Origin of the sequence: Micromonospora hortensis (genome assembly GCF_022230935.1) — a bacterium.
In the GTDB taxonomy this organism is placed as follows: Bacteria; Actinomycetota; Actinomycetes; order Mycobacteriales; family Micromonosporaceae; genus Micromonospora; species Micromonospora hortensis.
Genome location: NZ_JAKKFE010000026.1, coordinates 256,620 through 271,921 on the forward strand (window position 1 = coordinate 256,620; position 15,302 = coordinate 271,921).

The 15,302-nt window shown below is 72.7% G+C and carries 16 protein-coding genes; 3 read left to right on the forward strand and 13 right to left on the reverse strand.

Going from position 1 to position 15,302, the window contains the following annotated elements; translation table 11 throughout:
- The first annotated feature begins 198 nt into the window (after positions 1-198).
- Together NIE111_RS19605 and NIE111_RS19610 are read left to right on the forward strand one after the other, a co-directional pair.
- Positions 199-1,137 (forward strand): sialidase family protein, encoded by a 939-nt coding sequence (locus NIE111_RS19605; protein WP_238685762.1) that lies wholly within the window; start codon positions 199-201, stop codon positions 1,135-1,137.
- 39 nt (positions 1,138-1,176) lie between these two features.
- Positions 1,177-1,869, forward strand: coding sequence for an SGNH/GDSL hydrolase family protein (locus tag NIE111_RS19610; protein ID WP_238685763.1), 693 nt, complete (start codon positions 1,177-1,179; stop codon positions 1,867-1,869).
- An 81-nt stretch (positions 1,870-1,950) separates the two neighbouring features.
- Here NIE111_RS19610 and NIE111_RS19615 read toward each other — a convergent pair whose 3' ends face one another.
- From NIE111_RS19615 to NIE111_RS19670, 12 genes are all read right to left on the reverse strand, one after another.
- Entirely contained in the window at positions 1,951-3,309 is a 1,359-nt protein-coding gene (locus NIE111_RS19615; RefSeq protein ID WP_238685764.1) for a hypothetical protein, read from the reverse strand.
- Positions 3,306-4,274 (reverse strand): alpha-ketoacid dehydrogenase subunit beta, encoded by a 969-nt coding sequence (locus tag NIE111_RS19620; protein ID WP_238685765.1) that lies wholly within the window; start codon positions 4,272-4,274, stop codon positions 3,306-3,308. The genes NIE111_RS19615 and NIE111_RS19620 overlap by 4 nt, the downstream gene beginning before the upstream one ends.
- A 1-nt stretch (position 4,275) precedes the next feature.
- Entirely contained in the window at positions 4,276-5,247 is a 972-nt protein-coding gene (locus NIE111_RS19625) for a thiamine pyrophosphate-dependent dehydrogenase E1 component subunit alpha (RefSeq protein WP_238685766.1), read from the reverse strand.
- Complete coding sequence (locus tag NIE111_RS19630) at positions 5,244-6,035, reverse strand: DUF3050 domain-containing protein (RefSeq protein WP_210784837.1); 792 nt, start codon at positions 6,033-6,035, stop codon at positions 5,244-5,246. The genes NIE111_RS19625 and NIE111_RS19630 overlap by 4 nt, the downstream gene beginning before the upstream one ends.
- Position 6,036: 1 nt before the next feature.
- A complete protein-coding gene (locus tag NIE111_RS19635; RefSeq protein WP_238685767.1) occupies positions 6,037-6,966 on the reverse strand; it encodes a phytanoyl-CoA dioxygenase family protein in 930 nt (309 codons plus the stop codon).
- 55 nt (positions 6,967-7,021) lie between these two features.
- Positions 7,022-8,113, reverse strand: a complete 1,092-nt coding sequence (hppD, locus tag NIE111_RS19640; protein ID WP_238685768.1) for a 4-hydroxyphenylpyruvate dioxygenase — start codon at positions 8,111-8,113, stop codon at positions 7,022-7,024.
- 75 nt (positions 8,114-8,188) lie between these two features.
- Positions 8,189-9,427: a beta-ketoacyl-[acyl-carrier-protein] synthase family protein gene (locus NIE111_RS19645; RefSeq protein WP_238685769.1), complete on the reverse strand. Its 1,239-nt coding sequence runs from the start codon at positions 9,425-9,427 to the stop codon at positions 8,189-8,191.
- The gene (locus NIE111_RS19650; RefSeq protein ID WP_238685770.1) at positions 9,424-11,040 is read right to left on the reverse strand and encodes a class I adenylate-forming enzyme family protein; all 1,617 of its coding nucleotides are present in this window, start codon (positions 11,038-11,040) and stop codon (positions 9,424-9,426) included. The genes NIE111_RS19645 and NIE111_RS19650 overlap by 4 nt, the downstream gene beginning before the upstream one ends.
- Positions 11,037-11,474 carry a beta-ketoacyl synthase chain length factor gene (locus NIE111_RS19655; RefSeq protein WP_238685771.1) on the reverse strand — a complete coding sequence of 146 codons (438 nt, stop codon included), beginning with the start codon at positions 11,472-11,474 and terminating at the stop codon, positions 11,037-11,039. The genes NIE111_RS19650 and NIE111_RS19655 overlap by 4 nt, the downstream gene beginning before the upstream one ends.
- Positions 11,475-11,629: 155 nt before the next feature.
- Entirely contained in the window at positions 11,630-12,733 is a 1,104-nt protein-coding gene (locus tag NIE111_RS19660) for a beta-ketoacyl-[acyl-carrier-protein] synthase family protein (RefSeq protein ID WP_238685772.1), read from the reverse strand.
- Entirely contained in the window at positions 12,726-12,971 is a 246-nt protein-coding gene (locus NIE111_RS19665) for an acyl carrier protein (protein ID WP_112587240.1), read from the reverse strand. Before NIE111_RS19665 ends, NIE111_RS19660 begins: the two co-directional genes overlap by 8 nt.
- The gene (locus NIE111_RS19670; RefSeq protein ID WP_203119726.1) at positions 12,971-13,237 is read right to left on the reverse strand and encodes an acyl carrier protein; all 267 of its coding nucleotides are present in this window, start codon (positions 13,235-13,237) and stop codon (positions 12,971-12,973) included. The genes NIE111_RS19665 and NIE111_RS19670 overlap by 1 nt, the downstream gene beginning before the upstream one ends.
- 15 nt (positions 13,238-13,252) lie before the next feature.
- Between NIE111_RS19670 and NIE111_RS19675 the strand changes: the two genes are divergently transcribed.
- Positions 13,253-13,939, forward strand: a complete 687-nt coding sequence (locus NIE111_RS19675; protein ID WP_238685773.1) for a 4'-phosphopantetheinyl transferase family protein — start codon at positions 13,253-13,255, stop codon at positions 13,937-13,939.
- On the opposite strand, the gene NIE111_RS19680 is transcribed toward NIE111_RS19675, so the two are convergent.
- A complete protein-coding gene (locus NIE111_RS19680; RefSeq protein ID WP_238685774.1) occupies positions 13,867-15,255 on the reverse strand; it encodes a class I adenylate-forming enzyme family protein in 1,389 nt (462 codons plus the stop codon). The two genes, NIE111_RS19675 and NIE111_RS19680, sit on opposite strands and share 73 nt — an antisense overlap.
- Positions 15,256-15,302: the final 47 nt, after the last annotated feature.

The following is a 15,302-nucleotide window of genomic DNA, read 5'->3' on the forward strand; positions in this document are numbered from 1 at the left end:
ATTCCACGGTCGGCCCACCGCCCATGGTGGGCGGTGGGTGCCAACAGCCGACACCAGCGCGCCGACGCCGCGTCGTCCACGACGCCTATCCGACAGCGTCCGCGCGTTGTTCGTCGGACGTTCGGCTGCTGGCCGCGCGGGCGTCGGCCGGGGACGGCTAGCGTCGGTCGTCGTCACCGCACCTGGAGGCCGCCGCGCATGACGTCGTCACCCACCCGCCGCCGCACCGCCGAGGTCACCGCCGTACGCCGGATCGGCGACAGCGCGCCGCACAGCGCGTTCACCGACCTCGTCCGGTACGCCGGACGTTGGTTCTGCGCCTTCCGGGAGGCCCGCACCCACCTCAGCGACGACGGCGTGATCCGGGTGCTGACGTCGACCGACGGCCGGGCCTGGACCTCCGCGACGGTCATCGCGCAAGCCGGCGCCGACCTGCGCGATCCGCGCTTCGTGACGCGACCCGACGGGCGGCTGCAACTGCTGGCGGCGGCCGCCACCGGCGCGGTCACCACGACGTTCCAGACGGTGACCTGGCTCTCCACCGACGGGCACACCTGGGGCGATCCGACTCCGGTGGGCGATCCGGGCGTCTGGGTGTGGCGGGCGGCCTGGCACGACGACGCGATGTACGGCGTCGGCTACGCCACCCGGGAGCCGAGGTTCGCCCGGCTCTACCGCAGCACGGACGGCGTTGACCTGCGTCCCTGGGTGCCGACGCTGTTCGAGGACGGGTACCCCAACGAGTCCGGTCTGGTCTTCACGCCGGACGGCACCGCCCTCTGCCTACTGCGGCGGGACGCGGGCAGCGCGACCGCACAACTCGGCCGGGCCGTGCCGCCGTACCGGGACTGGACCTGGACGGATCTGGGTGTCCAGGTGGGCGGGCCGACGCTGCTCCGACTGCCCGACGGGCTGCTGCTGGCCGGGGTGCGCCTGCACGACGGTGAGATCCGCACCGCGATCTGCGTCGTCGACCCGGGCCGGGGCGAGCTGACCGAGCTGGTCGCGTTGCCGTCCGGCGGTGACACCAGCTACCCCGGCCTGGTCTGGCACGACGACCTGCTGTGGGTGAGTTACTACTCGTCGCACGAGGGGCGGACCTGTGTCTACCTGGCCGAGGTCAGCCTGACCGGCTGAGCCTGGCCGGGCAGCCCGGCGGTCGGCTAGCGTGCCGGCATGCCATCGACGCCCACCGAATCGACTGACCCGTACTGTCTGCGCCCCGGGGAGGCCGCCGAACTGCTGCACGGGCACCAGTGGCGGCGGTTCGTGGCGCTCGGTGACAGCGTCGTGGAGGGCATGTGTGAGCCGACACCGGGCTACCCGGACGTGCAGTGGGTCGACCGGGTCGCCGCCGAGTTGACGGCCGTGAGCCCCGAGCTGGCGTACCGGAATCTGGGTCGACGCGGGCTGCGCGCGCACCAGGTGCGGGCCACCCAGCTCGCCCCGGCGCTGGCCTTCGCACCGGACCTGGCGCTGGTCGTCTGCGGCGGCAACAACGCCTTTCACCCGGCGTACGACGCGGAGGCGGTGGACGCCGAGCTGACCGCGATGATCACCGCGCTGCGCGACGTTGGCGCCGACGTGATCACGGTGGGCATGTTCGACGTCTCGCACAGCCCGGCGGTGCCCGAGCACCTCCGGCGCGGTCTGGGCGAGCGAATGCGCCGCCTGTCCGCCCACACGGCCACCCTCGCCGAACGCCTGAGGACGATCCACGTCCACCTGACCGACCATCCTCTGACGGCCGACCCCACCCTCTACAGCACCGACGGCCGCCACGGCAGCGCCCGCAGCGACGCCATAGCGACAGCCCAAACCCTCCGCACCCTCTCCGGCCACCGTCCCCTTCGCGACCGACGCCGTTGATCATGAAGTTGTTGCCCTCCGTGGCGGCGTGTCGTGGCAATAAGTTCATGGTCAACGATGGCCAGGCGGGCCGGGGCGCGGTCAGTCGGTGAGGAGGATTCCGGTGAGGAGGACGCCGTGGGCCAGGTTGAGGATGCCGTCGCAGCCGGGGTAGCCGACCCTCGCCAGGCCACCAGAGGCGCGCCGACCGAACAGGTATGGGGCCAGGGAGTACGGGACGTCGGCGGTGACCGTCTCACCCGTCTCGATCTGGACGAAGTCCATCGACACCCGGTCGGTCGGCAGGTACTCCTGGAGGATGGCGCCGCCCTGGTCGACGGCGGCCCGCACACCGTCGGCCCAGTCCGCCGCGCTCAACTCCGGGCCGAGCAGGACACCGTGCCCGGCCGAACCGTCGGCCGGCTTCGCCACCAGCGCGGCCTGCTCGGCGATGGCCCGGTCGAGCACCGCCGCGGTCAACGGCACCGTGTACGGCACGTGCCGGCGGATCAGTGTCTGGTCGTCGGCGGGCAGCCCGTCCACGTCCTCCCACAGCCAGGCGAACGTGGTCTTGTTGCCCAGCAGCCAGGCCGCCGCCGACACGAACATCGGTAGGGTGCCGGCGGCGAGGGCCACGGTCACCGCGTCCAATCCGGCGGTCGGGGTGACCCGGTTGGGCACGAACAACCGGAACAGCGCGTCGACCGGCGCGCCGTCGACGACCAGGCGGTTGTCGGCGTCCACTGCGGCGGTGGCGACCGGGGCGATGACCAGATCGATGCCGAAGTCGCGGGCCCGTACGGCGAGGGGGTCGAGGATCCGGATGAACGTCTGCGGGTCGTCGAGGCCCGGATAGTCGCCGTCGAAGTCCATCAGCAGCGCCACCCGGGCGCCGTCGGGCAGTCGCAGCTCCTCACGGATCGCCACGAACCGCTGGTCCAGCAGCGACGGCGCGGCCCGCACCGGCAGGCCGTCGAGGATGCCGTGCTCCCGATAGAGGCCCTCGTACCGCTGGATGACGGTGTCGGCGTCGAACCCGCCGCCGAGACTGCTGTCGATGTTGTACTCGACGAACTTCGGCACCCCGGCGGAGAAGATCACGTCCGGGCGGTACGCGGCCAGCAGCGCCTCGGTCAGCGGCTCGGCCTCGTCCAGCAGCCGGGTCTCCCCCGCCGGTACGCCGAGCAGCCGGCGCAGGTCACCGGCGCTGTCGGCCCTCCGACGGCAGGCGTCGAGGATGAGCTGGGCGAGCCGGTCGCAGACCCCGTTGAGTTCCTGCCAGGCGTCGGCGGTGAGCACCGGGGGTCGGGCCAACCGCCACTGCTTGTTGTAGGTGGCCCGGCCGTGGAAGACCTGCTCCCAGGCCGCCGCCCCACTGGCCACCATGGCCCGACGGGCCGGCTCCGGAAGGTCGGCCCAGGCCCGGTCGGCAGCCGGCCACGGATAGTTCGGGTCGATCATGATCCGTCCTTCAGTGTCAGGTGGATGGCGGTGGCGAGCTGGTCCCGGCCGGGTTGGACGGCCCGGTCCAGTGCCGGGGCGAACGGCAGCACCGCCCCGTCCGGGCGGGTGACCCGGCGCGGCGGGGCGAGCAGCCGGACCCGCTCCACCACGCTCGCGATGATCTCGGCGGCCATTCCGCAGGCACGGTTGCCGTCGTCGAGCACCACGAGGCGTCCGGTGCGGGCAACCGACTCGATGAGACCGTCGATGTCGAACGGGTACAGAGTGCGCGGATCGAACACCTCCACCGAGACCTGGTCGGCCAACTCCTCGGCGACGGCGAGCGCGTCGTGCACCAGGTGCCCGATCGCGACCACTGTCACGTCGTCACCGAAGCGGTGGATCCGGCCCCGGCCCAGCGGCACCGGCGCCAGGTCGTCGACGTCGTCACGCACGTCCATCGCGCCAGCCGGCGCGAATACCACCACCGGGTCGTCGTGGCGGATCGCGGTGACCAGCAGCCCGTACGCGTCGGCCGGGGTGGCCGGCACGACAGTGACAACGCCGACGTGGGCGAAGAGGCTGTACGGGTGGTCGGAGTGCTGCCCGGCCCACCCGGTACGCGAGCCGGAGCCGGGCACCAGGTAGGTGACGGGGACACTGCACTGGCCGCCGGTCATCAGCGGGAACTTGTGCGCGTGGTTGACGATCTGCTCGAAGACCAGGAACAGCAGCGACGGAATCTGGAATTCGATCACCGGCCGCAACCCGGCCAGCGCCGCCCCGGTGGCGAAGCTGGTGAACGCCTGCTCCGACAGGGGGGTGTCACGGACCCGTTCGGTCCCGAACCGTTTGGCCAGCCCGGTGGTCACCAGCGACGCCCCGACCTGGACGTCCTCGCCGAGCAGGAACACCGCCTCGTCGCGGGCCAACTCGTCGGCGAGGGCCCGGGTGAGCGCCCGGCGGTACGACAGTCGGGGCACCTCAGCCACCTCCGGTGCGGGCGGTCAGGCCGCTGGCGTACAGGTAGGTCAACGCGTCGGCCGGGTCGGGTTCCGGGCTGCCCAGGGCGAACCGCACCGCCGCGTCGAGGGTCGACTCGACCTCGGCGTCCACTGTGGCGCGGTCGGTGTCGGTGAGGCGTTCGCCCTGGATGCGCACCGGGTCCCGGGCCCGACCACGGGTCACCTCGTCGGGTGGCCGGTAGTCGAGGCGTACCGCGTGTTCGAAGGTGTGGTGGACGTCGAAGCGGTAGGTCCGGGCCTCGATCAGCTCGGGGCCGCCGCCGGCGCGCATCCGGTCGACGGCGGCGCACGCGGCGACGCGTACCGTCTCGGGGTCCTGGCCGTCGACCCGCACGGCCGGGATGTCGAACGCGGCGGCCCGGCCGGCGATGCTGCCGGCCACCGCGCCGGCGACCGGCATGGTGGTGGCGTAGCCGTTGTTCTCGCAGACGAACAGCACCGGCACCCGCCACAGCGCGGCCAGGTTGAACGCCTCCAGCAGCATCCCCTCGTTGACCGCGCCGTCGCCGAAGAAGCTCACCCCGACGGTGTCGCGGCCCCGGCGGCGCTGCGCCCAGACCGCGCCCGTGATGATCGCCCCGGAGGCGCCGACTATCGCGTTGGCGCCGAGCACGCCGATGCTCAGGTCGGCGGCGTGCATCGAACCGCCCCGGCCGGCGTTGAGGCCGGTGACCCGGCCGCACAACTCGGCGAGCATCCGGGCCGGGTCGGCCCCACGGGCCAGGACGTGCCCGTGGCCGCGGTGGGTGCCGGCGAGCACGTCGTCGGCACCCAGGGCGGCGCAGACGCCGGCGGCGATCCCCTCCTGACCGAGGTACGGGTGGATGCCGCCGACGATCTGCCCGCCGTGGACCAGCTCCACCGCCCGTTCCTCGAACCGGCGGATCAGCCGGACCGTGCGGTAGAGCCGGACCGGGTCGGCGTCGGTCACGCCGGGCCCTTGATGGCGGCCAGGATGTCGTCCCAGAGTCGGGCCCGGGCAGCGAGGGCGGTGTTGACAGTGTCGGCGCACTCCTGCCACTTGGTGTCGTCGTCGCCGCACAGGTCGGCGAGCATCTGCATGGCCATCGGGGTGTGCTGTTCGCCGTCGACCTCGATGTGCCGCTCCAGGTAGTCGACGAACGTGTGCAGCCGGTTGCTGTGCTCGTTGACCGAGACGACCTGGGTGAACATGTCCGGGATCAGGTCCTCCCGGCCGAACGCGAAGGCCGCCGCCTGGCAGTGCACCGGAGTGGACTCGATGATCTGCCAGGTGGTCGCGGCGAACCTCGCCGACGCGGCCGGCACCCCGGCCTCGGCGAGCGCCTCGGTGACCGGTCGGCCGGCGCGCAGCAGGTCGATGAGCGCGTTCACCGCGGTGGTGTCCGCGCCCGCCTCGGCCATGCCCTGCACGTACAGCTCGAAGTGGCTGATGTAGCCGCCGCCCAGCTCGTCGCTCTCCTCGACCATGACGATGTCGTTGATGAGGCGGCGGCTGCCGGTCGGGCCGGTCGGGATCCACGGCACGCTGACGCAGGTCAGTTGCCGTTGCAGCGACTTCAGCAGGGACATGAAGTCCCAGACCGCGAAGACGTGGTGCCGCATGAAGGTGACCAGCGCCTCGTGGGTGTCGAGGTTGGCGTAGAGCGGGTGCTTGACCACGGCGTCGCGCCGGTCGGTCACCGCCCGCTCCAACCGTTCGATGCCCGGGTGCGTCTTACCCCAGTCGTACCGTGACATGTCAGCCTCCCTGCTGGGCGCGGTGGCGCCAGATGACCGGGCAGTAGTCGGGGTCCGCGTAGTCCGGCCGCCCGTCGTGGGTGCGGCGAACCAGCACGTCGTGGTTGTACGCGGCGAACGTGCCGTCGGAGAGCGCATACTCCCGCCAGGCGTTGTCGCCGTCCTGCAGGTGCAGCGAGATCGCCTGTCGGGGGCGACCGCTGACGTTGGGGCCGCTGCCGTGGTAGGTGCGGCAGTGGTGGAAGCTCATGTGTCCCTTGGGGATCACCATCGGGATCTTGCGGATCTCCGCGCCGTTGTACGCGGCGTTCTCGGCCAGCATCTCCTCCAGCTGGCTGTGGTCCCGGTCGGCGAAGTGCCGCACCACGGTGTCGTCCGCGCCGATCTCCTTCCACCGGTGTGAACCGTCGACCATCGTGATGGTGCCCATCTCCTCCCCGCAGTCGTGGAAGGGGATGAACGCGGTGAGCATCTTCTCCGACGACGAGGACGCCCAGTAGTGCTTGTCGAAGTGCCAGGGCACGATGTTGCTCGGCTCGCCGGAGATCGGCGGCTTGTAGATCAGCGTGGACTGGAAGACCCGGATCTCGTCGACCTGGGCGAGCCGGGCGGCGACGGCGCCGAGCAGCGGCTTGCGCAGGATCGCGCCGAGCCCGTCGTGCTCGTGGTGGACGTAGTCGTTGTGCCGCTGCACGGGGCCCTTGGAAGGCTCCCAGTAGGCCAGCTTCGGTGGTCGTACCGGCAGCCGCCGGTCCCGCTCCCCGTCGTAGTAGCGCTGCGTGGCGGCGGCGAGGGCGTCCACCTCATCGTCGGTGAACACCTTTTTCGACAGGTACCAGCCGTGCTCGGCGTAGTGCCGCACGTCGTCGTCGGACGGCAGCAGCGCCTGCTCCTCGGCGGTCAACGTCGGCTCGTACTCGGTCGCGGTCACTGTGCCTCCTTGGTTCGCGACTGCGGGGCTCGCAAACCCGGCTCACTCCTCGCGCTCACGCCCCCACCCCCTGTGGCGTGGCCGCCACGGCGGCCAGTTCCCGCTCCTTGGCCTCGTAAAGCGCCTTGATGTTGCCGCTGCCGAAGCCCCGCGCGCCGCGCCGCTCGATCAGCTCCAGAAAGAGCGTGCGACGCACGTGCATCGACTCGGCGAAGATCTGCAACAGCTGGCCGTCGTGGTCGGAGTCGACGAGCACACCCAGCTCGCGCAGCCGGTCCAGTGGGGCGTCGATCCGACCGACCCGCGCCTCCAGGGCGTCGTAGTAGCTGGCGGGGGTGCCGGCGAAGCGCACCCCGCGCCGGCCCAGCGCCTCGACCGCGCCGACGATGTCGTCGGTGCGCAGCCCCAGGTGCTGCACTCCCCCACCGGCGTGCTGGTCGAGGAACGCGTCGATCTGCCCGGGCCGCCGGGTGCGGTCCGGTTCGAGCAGCACCACTGTGACCCGCCCGGACGGGCTCTGCACCACCTTGGAGTTCATTCCCTGCCCGTCGACCTCGATGTGCTCCTCGAAGATCTGCGCGAAGTCGAACAGCGCCTCGAAGTGCCGGACCGTCTCGTCGAGCTGGCCCGGTGGCACGCAGACCGCCAGGTGGTCGATCTCGGCGAGCACCGGCGGGTGGCCGTCCGCCGTGGACGGCGCCGCGATGATCGCGCCGGGCAGGAACTCGCCCCCCTCGCCCCGGCGCTGCACCAGCCGGTGCCGCACGTCGGCGAAGCCGTCCACCTCGGCGATCACCACCTCGGCGTCCGCGCCGGTGCGGGTGGTCGGCGGCGTCACCCCGATCGCGCCCCGACCCACCAGCTCGGCGTACGCGGCCGACACGTCGTCGACCTCGACGGCGACGACCCCGATGCCGTCACCGTGGCGTTGCACGTACCGCGACGCCGGATGCTCGGCGCTCAGCCCGGAGGTGAGCAGCAACCGGATGTCGCCGTGGCAGAGCAGCAGCGAGCGCTGCCCCGCCAGCCCGGTCTCCGGACCACCCTGGCCACAGATCTCGAAGCCGACGGCGGTGCTGAAGTAGAAGGCCGCCTGTCGGGCGTCCCCCACATAGAGTTCGATGTGGTCGATACCACGGATGTCCATGTCCCCTGAAACCCTTCCCACCCGATTCCCCCTGTGTTGCCGTCCGGGCACACCCCGCCCGGGTTGCCGCCTCGATCACCCCCTCGGCTCGGCGACGCGCGCCAGCAGCAGGCTCACGTTCTGGCCGCCGAACCCGAACGAGTTGGTGACCGCGTACTCCAGGTCGGCCTTGCGCGGCGCGCCACGGATGTGGTCCGCCGGGCAGGCCGGATCCGGATCGTCGAGGTGGTACGTCGGCGGCAGCAGCCCCCGACCGAGCGCCAACGCGGTGGCCGCCGCCTCCAGCACCCCGGACGCGCCGAGCAGGTGACCGGTGAGCGCCTTGGTGGAGCTGACCGGCACACCGCCGACGCCGAAGACGTCGGCCAGGGCGGTGGTCTCCGCGATGTCGCCGAGCTTCGTGCCGGTGCCGTGCGCGTTGACGTAGCCGACCGCCGCCGCCGGCACACCGGCGCTGCGCAGCGCCCGGCGGATGCACGCCGCCGCTCCGGTGCCGTCCGGGCGGGGGGCGGTCGGGTGGTAGGCGTCCGTCGTCGCGCCGTGGCCGGCCACCTCGGCGTACCCGGCGACGCCGCGCGCCGCGGCGTGCTCGGCGCGTTCGAGCACCAGCAGCGCGGCACCCTCGGACAGCACGAACCCGCTGCGGGAGGTGTCGAACGGGCGACTCGCCCGGCCCGGGTCGGTGCCGGCGCGCGCCAACGCCCGCGCGTTGCCGAAGGTGTCGGCGAAGGTCGGGAAGAGCGGCGCCTCGCTGGCTCCACAGATCACCACGTCGACCTCTCCGGTCGCGATGAGCCGCACCCCGTCGGCGACCGCCTGGGCACCGGAGGCGCAGGCGGTGCCGACCGACGAGCTGTAGCCCCGAATACCGTGCGCGATGGCGATCCGCGCCGCCGGCATGTTCGGCAGGATCCCGGTGAGCAGGTACGGGCTGACCGCCGCCCGACCCCGGGCCGCCCGGGCCAGCACCTGCGACTCCAGTGTGGCCATCCCGCCGACCCCACCGACGATCACACCGATCCGCTCGGGGTCGACGTCGCGGCCCACCTCGATGCCGGCGTCGGCGAGAGCGTCGGCGGCGGCGAGCAGGGCGAGGACGACGATCCGGTCCAGCACCCGGGTCTCCGGCCCGGACGCGACTGTGCGTGGGTCGATGTCGGGCAGCAGGCCCGCCACGTCCAGCGACGTGCTCGCCGGGTGCCCCTCGGGCGGGCGGGTCAGCCCGGACCGACCGGTGGTCAGCGCGTCGAAGGTTTCCTCGACACCCCGCCCGACCGGTGTGAACAGACCCATCCCCGTGATCAACGCGGTCACGAGCTGGCCTCGGTGAGGTAGCGCTCGCGCAGGACCACCTTGCGGACCTTGCCGGTCACGGTTACCGGGATGTCGGCCGAGCGCACCGGCACGACCCGGCGCAGTGTGGCGCCGACGTCCGGGCCGAGGGCGGCGCGGACCCGCTCGGTGCGGTCCTCGGCCTCGTCGGCGCCGGCGGCCAACTCCAGCAGCACGTCGGTGACGACAGCGTCGGCCTCGGCGACGATCACCACGGTGCAGTCGGTGACGTCCGGGCAGGCGGCGAGGATGCGCTCCTCGGACAGCGCGGTGTAGAAGCGCCGCCCGTCACCGGCGTCGACCGAGTCCACCGCCCGGTCCAGGTGGTAGTAGCGGCCGTCGGCGTCGGCGCGGACCAGGTCACCGGTGAGGTACCAGCCGCGCTGGCGGAAGCGGTAGGTGGTGACCGAGTCGTTCCAGTAGCCCCGGAACAGCGACGGCGAGTCGATGCCCAGGAAACCCACCTCGCCGACCGGCACCGGCTCGCCGTCGGCGTCGAGCACGGCGACAGTGGCGAACCGGTACGGGCGGCCGATGCAGCGGCCGTACCGGTCGGTGTCGGCGCGGTGGGTGATGTGGAACATCGAGTGCCCCATCTCGCTGGAGCCCAGCCCGTCGATGAAGACCGAACCGGGCACCTTCGCCACCCCGTCGCGGGTGACGGTGTCGCGCCAACCGACAGCGACGAGGCGGCGGATGTGCGGCTCGTGCGAGGCGTCGCCGGTGTTGAACCACAGCCGCACCGAGTCCAGGTCGTACCCGGACAGGTCGAAGCGGGCCAGCTCCGCCCAGGTGACCGAGAAGCCGAACACCCCGTCGGGGCGCCAGCGTTGGATGGCGTCCAGCACCCGCTCGCCGCCCTGCTCGGAGAGCAGGAACATCTGCGCGCGGTTGCCCAGCGCCTGGTTGACCATCAGCACCGTGGCGGTGTGCGGTGCGGGCAGCGCGTTGAGGATCCGGGTGGTGCCCTGCGCCTGCGGCATGGTGAGCAGGTGCCGGGTGGCAGCGAAGAGGCTGGCGTGCGAGTGCAGCACCGCCTTGGGCACCCCGGTCGTCCCGGAGGTGTGGGTGATCACGATCGGGTCGTCCGGGTGGTGCCGGTAGTGCGTCGGGGCCGTGTCCGGGTCACCCGTGCCGGCCTGCGCGGGGGTGCCGAGCACTGGTACCCCCAGGTCGTGCCCGGCCAGCAGCGCGGTGTGCTCGCCGTCGGCCAGCACACCGACGCCCCGCAGGCGGCGGATGTACTCGGCGGCGATCTCCGGGCGGAGCTTGCCGTTCATCAGCGCCGGGATCGCCCCGAGCCGGGCCAGCGCCAGGTAACTGAGCACCATGTCGGCGGCGGCGGTGGCCCAGACCGCGACCGGGTCGCGGGGGCGTACCCCGTGTTCGTGCAGCCAGGCGGCGCGGGCGGCGACCCGCTCGTCGAGCCGCCCCAGTGTCAGTGGCGTCTCGGCGGGGTGCCCGTCGACGGCGGTGTCGAAGGTCAGGCCGGGCCCGTCCGGGTCGGCGCCGTGCGCCAGTACCCGGGCCAGGACGTTGCCCGCACCCAGCTCGGTGTCGGCGGCCAGTGCGCCGCGCAGTCCCCGTGTCCTCATTGTCGTGCTCCTCCCCCCAGTAGCACCGCGACGGCCTCGGTCGGCCCGTCGGGTGCCTGTTCGATCAGGATCAGCAACACCTCGTCGGCGTCGCCGTCATCGCGCAGCAGGTCGGCCTCGGCGACACCGTCGGTGTACGGGTCGCCGGTCGGGCAGAGGCAGACCACCGGCCCACGCAGGTCCCAGCGGGCCGCGAGGTGCCCGGCGACGCTGTTGGGCACGGACTGGAAGAAGAACAGCGGGCCGATCCGCCCGCCGGCCTCGACGGTGGCCCGTACGTGTCGGGCGCTGGCGAGATCGCCGCTGGCGCTGACCAGCACGATCCCCGTCCGCACTCCGGCGGGCACTCCCGCCGACCCGTACCCCCGCCGCAGACACCGCTCGGCGACGGCCACCACCACCGGCGCGAAGTCCGAGTGCACAAACCCCGGCACCCCCGCCGCGCCACCGTCCCCATCCTCAGGCCAGAAGGCCCGAGCCCGCTCCCCGGCCCGCTCCCCCGGCGATCTTGCGGTTTCGGTCGTCGTTTCGAGTCGTTGGTCGGATTCGTCGGGGCAGAAAGTGCACGATCGCGGGGAGTGGGGGGCGGTCATCCGGCGCCGACCAGGAGAGCGGTGTTGGCGCCGCCGAAGGCGGCGTTCAGGGTCAGGGCATGGGTGGCTTCCGTCTTCTGCGGACGGTCCTTGACGACGTTCAGGGGGCAGGAGTCGTCGGGGCCCAGCCAGCCGGCGTTGACCGGCAGTTCGCCGTGGCGCAGCGCGAGCGCGGTGACCACCAGTTCGAGCAACCCGGACGCCTCCAGCGCGTGCCCGTGCACCGACTTCGTGGAGCTGACCGGGACCCGGGTGGCGTGCCCGCCGAGGGCCCGACGCAGGGCGGCGGCCTCGGCGGCGTCGCTCTGCGCGGTACCGGTGGCGTTGGCGTTGACGTAGCCGACGGCCTGCGGTGGCAGCCCGGCCCGGCGCAGCGCGCCGTCGACCGCGCGGGCCAGCCCGGCGCCGCCGGGTTCCGGCTGGCAGGGGTGGAACGCGTCGCCGGCCCGCCCCCAACCGACCACTGTGGCCACCGGATCGACACCGCGTCGTCGGACGGTGCTCGACTCCAGCACCACAGCGGCCACGCCGTCGCCCAGCAGCAACCCCCGGCGGCCGACGCTGAACGGGCGGACCGCCCCGTCGACCGCGAGGGCACGACCGGCGTCGAAGAGCGCGAACTGGTCCGGCTCCACCAGGTAGCCGGCCGCGACCACGACCCGCTCGACGTCACCCCTGGTGATCCGGGCTGTCGCGTCGGCCACCGCCGTGCTCGCCGACACGCAGGCGCTGGTGTAGACCCGGGTGTGACCGGAGAGTCCACATCGGGCGGCGAGCTGACCGGCGAGCACTGCCGGCGTCGGGCCCACGGCCGGGCCGCCGTGCACGGCCAGCAGCAGGGCGCACCCGGCGCGCTGCGCGCGGTCCAGGCCGGCCGCACGGCAGGCCGTGTCGATCGCGACGACCAGCTCGTCCGCGAGCGCACCGACCTCGGGCACTGTGGCCGCCACCGTGACCCGGCGGGCGGCGGTGTCGAATCGTTCCACCTGCCCGAACGCCGGCACCCCGGCCAGCACACCGGCGAGCTGCGCGTCGGCGCCCCGCCCCAGGGCGCTGACCGCGTACACACCGGTGAGCTGGGCGACGCGCGCCTCAACCATCTGCGGAGGCGGTCAGCGACGCCCGGAACACCACCAGGGCGTCGTCGACGGTGCGGATGCCGGCCAGCTCGTCGTCGGTGAGGTCGAGCCGGCGTTCGTAGCGCTGCTCGACGAGGTGCACCAGCCAGGCAAGCTCCATCGAGCCGATCCGGTCGGACACCTCGGCAGCCGGTTTCGCGGTGAGTTCGGCGAGCATGGTCATCAGGTCAGCTCGCCCCAGATCGGGCTGACCGCTCATCAGCCTTTGTCGCTCGTCGCCTCGGTGACGCGATTGGCGACCATCGTGGTGAACTCGCCGACAGTCATGAGGGCGAGCTGCTCCGACTCGTCGTCGGCGAACGTCAGGCCGTACCGGTCCTCGACCCGGACGGACAGGTCGGCCAGGGCGAGAGACTCCAGGTCGACGCCGGACGGGCCGAGCGTGGTGTCGTCGTCGAGCCCCTCGACGTCGTAGTTCATGTCGGCGAGCTGCTCGACGACGAAGGCACGGACCTCGGCTCTCATGGATACCCTCTCTGCGTGGCTCAGCTGACGGTGTCCGGTCGGGACACCGTCTACGTGTGGGTCGGCCGGGACACCGGCGGTCAGCCGGATCGGGCCGCTGTGCTGGTGCGGCGAGCGGGTGCTCTGCTGCTCGGTCACCCGGAGACCGGGCTGGTGCTGACGCACGACCGCGAGGGACGGCCGATCGTCCGGGTCGACGAGGTGACCGGGTCGGTCGAGCTGGCGGTCAGCGTCAGCCGCACCGCCGGGCTGGTGGTGGTCGCCGCCCGTCGGGCCGACGCGGTCGGGGTGGACGTGGAGCGGATCCGCCCGCTGCCGGCGCTCGCGCTGGCCCGCCGCTGGTTCCCGCCCACCGAGCTGGCCTGGTTGGGCGATCGGCCCGAGGCCGGCCGGACGGTGGACTTCCTGCGGTTGTGGACCGCCAAGGAGGCGGTCGGCAAGGCGCTCGGGCGGGGGTTGCGCGACGGCGGGCTGCGCCGGTTGATGCCGCCGCCGGGGCTGCCGTTGCGACAGGTGCCCGGCGCCGAGCCCCTGCGGGTCGGTCACCCGCGGCTGGGCGGGGGCCTCGTCCTGGCGGTCGCCGTACGGGCGAGCACGCAGGTCGACGTCGAGGTGGTGCAGCGGCCCGGTCACGGGGTGACCGCCGAACGCAGCGCGTCGGTCGAGCGAACCAGCTTGCCGGTGGTGGTACGGGGCAACTGATCGAGCAGGTGCAACGCCCGGGGCCGTTTGTAGCCGGCCAACCGCTCGTCGAGGAGCTTGTCCAGCGTCTCCTCCGACAGCGGGCCGTCGGGTTGGACGTACGCGGTGATGCCGTCGTCCCAGACCACCACGGCGGCGGCCACCCCGGTCAGCTCGGCGACGGTGGCCTCGACCTCGGTCAGGTCGACCTTCATCCCGCCGACGGAGACCTGCGAGTCGAGTCGACCGCGCACCGTGACCAGGCCGGTGTCCACATCGACGGTGCCGGCGTCGCGGGTGTGCAGCCAACCGTCGGACCAGCGGGTCGGGTCGCTCAGGCCGACGTACGGCGACGCCGGGCAGGACACCAACAGCTCACCGCCGGACTCGCGGACCTCGATCCCGGGGGCGGGGGCGATCGACGGTCGGTGTGACCCGTGCAGGTCGGTGCCGATCACCCCGACCTCGGTCATCCCGTACATGTTGCCCAGCGGCACCCCGTACCGGTCGGTGAACGCCCGGGCGACGGCGGCCGGGACCAGCTCGCCCCCGGTGGTCATCCGCCGCAGCTGCGGCAGTGGCCCGGTCGGGCGAGTGGAGGCGAGCAGTCCGATGTGGAACGGCACTCCGAGCACCGTGGCCGGTGTGGTGCCGGCGCTGATCGCGGCCAGCACGGCGTCGCCGCTGAGCCGCTCCGGCGGCACCAGCTCGACCCCGGCGTGCAGCCCGTAGAGCAGGCCACCGACCAGGCCGAGCACGTGCACCATCGAGGGCAGCAGGATGATCCGCTCGCCGGGCAGCGCCACCCCGTCGATCCGGGTGTAGCGGTGCACCTCGGCGACCAGGTCGGCGGCGGTGCGGCCGATCACCTTGGACGGGCCGGTGGAGCCGGAGCTGAGCTGGATCACGGCGTGGCCGCTGACCGCGGGGCGGTCGGCGTACCGGGTGACGCCCTCGGTGACGTCGACGAAGATCTTCAGCGCGCCGCCACCGGTTCGCACCGGAGCGACCACCACCTGCGGAGTCAACCGGGCCAGCGCCCGGTCCACCTCGTGGTCGGTGAGCCGGTGGTCGAGCAGGATCGCCTGCCCCCCGGCGCGCCAGGTGGCGAGCAGGTTCACCACGTACGCCAGCGACGGTGGCAACCGCAGCGCCGCGGCACCACCGGGGCGCAGTCCGGCGGTGGTCAACCGGTCCTGCGCGGCGGTGACCAGCCGGTGCAGGGTGGCCCGGTCGACGGGCTCGGGCAGACGGAGACAAACGTCGGTCGGGTGGCCGACGAAGAGGACTTCGTCCACCCAGCCGGGGTCGGTCGCCGTAGGATCTTCTGCCGTCACTGCCGTTCACCGCCCAGCATGAAAGAGGGCGAATCCGCCCATCACGT

Bases quoted from the DNA above. Each gene is read 5' to 3' on its own strand.
- NIE111_RS19605 (WP_238685762.1), top strand. From the start codon at position 199: ATGACGTCGTCACCCACCCGCCGCCGCACCGCCGAGGTCACCGCCGTA.
- NIE111_RS19610 (WP_238685763.1), top strand. From the start codon at position 1,177: ATGCCATCGACGCCCACCGAATCGACTGACCCGTACTGTCTGCGCCCC.
- NIE111_RS19615 (WP_238685764.1), bottom strand. From the start codon at position 3,309: ATGATCGACCCGAACTATCCGTGGCCGGCTGCCGACCGGGCCTGGGCC.
- NIE111_RS19630 (WP_210784837.1), bottom strand. From the start codon at position 6,035: ATGTCACGGTACGACTGGGGTAAGACGCACCCGGGCATCGAACGGTTG.
- hppD (WP_238685768.1), bottom strand. From the start codon at position 8,113: ATGGACATCCGTGGTATCGACCACATCGAACTCTATGTGGGGGACGCC.
- NIE111_RS19650 (WP_238685770.1), bottom strand. From the start codon at position 11,040: ATGAGGACACGGGGACTGCGCGGCGCACTGGCCGCCGACACCGAGCTG.
- NIE111_RS19660 (WP_238685772.1), bottom strand. From the start codon at position 12,733: ATGGTTGAGGCGCGCGTCGCCCAGCTCACCGGTGTGTACGCGGTCAGC.
- NIE111_RS19665 (WP_112587240.1), bottom strand. From the start codon at position 12,971: ATGAGCGGTCAGCCCGATCTGGGGCGAGCTGACCTGATGACCATGCTC.
- NIE111_RS19670 (WP_203119726.1), bottom strand. From the start codon at position 13,237: ATGAGAGCCGAGGTCCGTGCCTTCGTCGTCGAGCAGCTCGCCGACATG.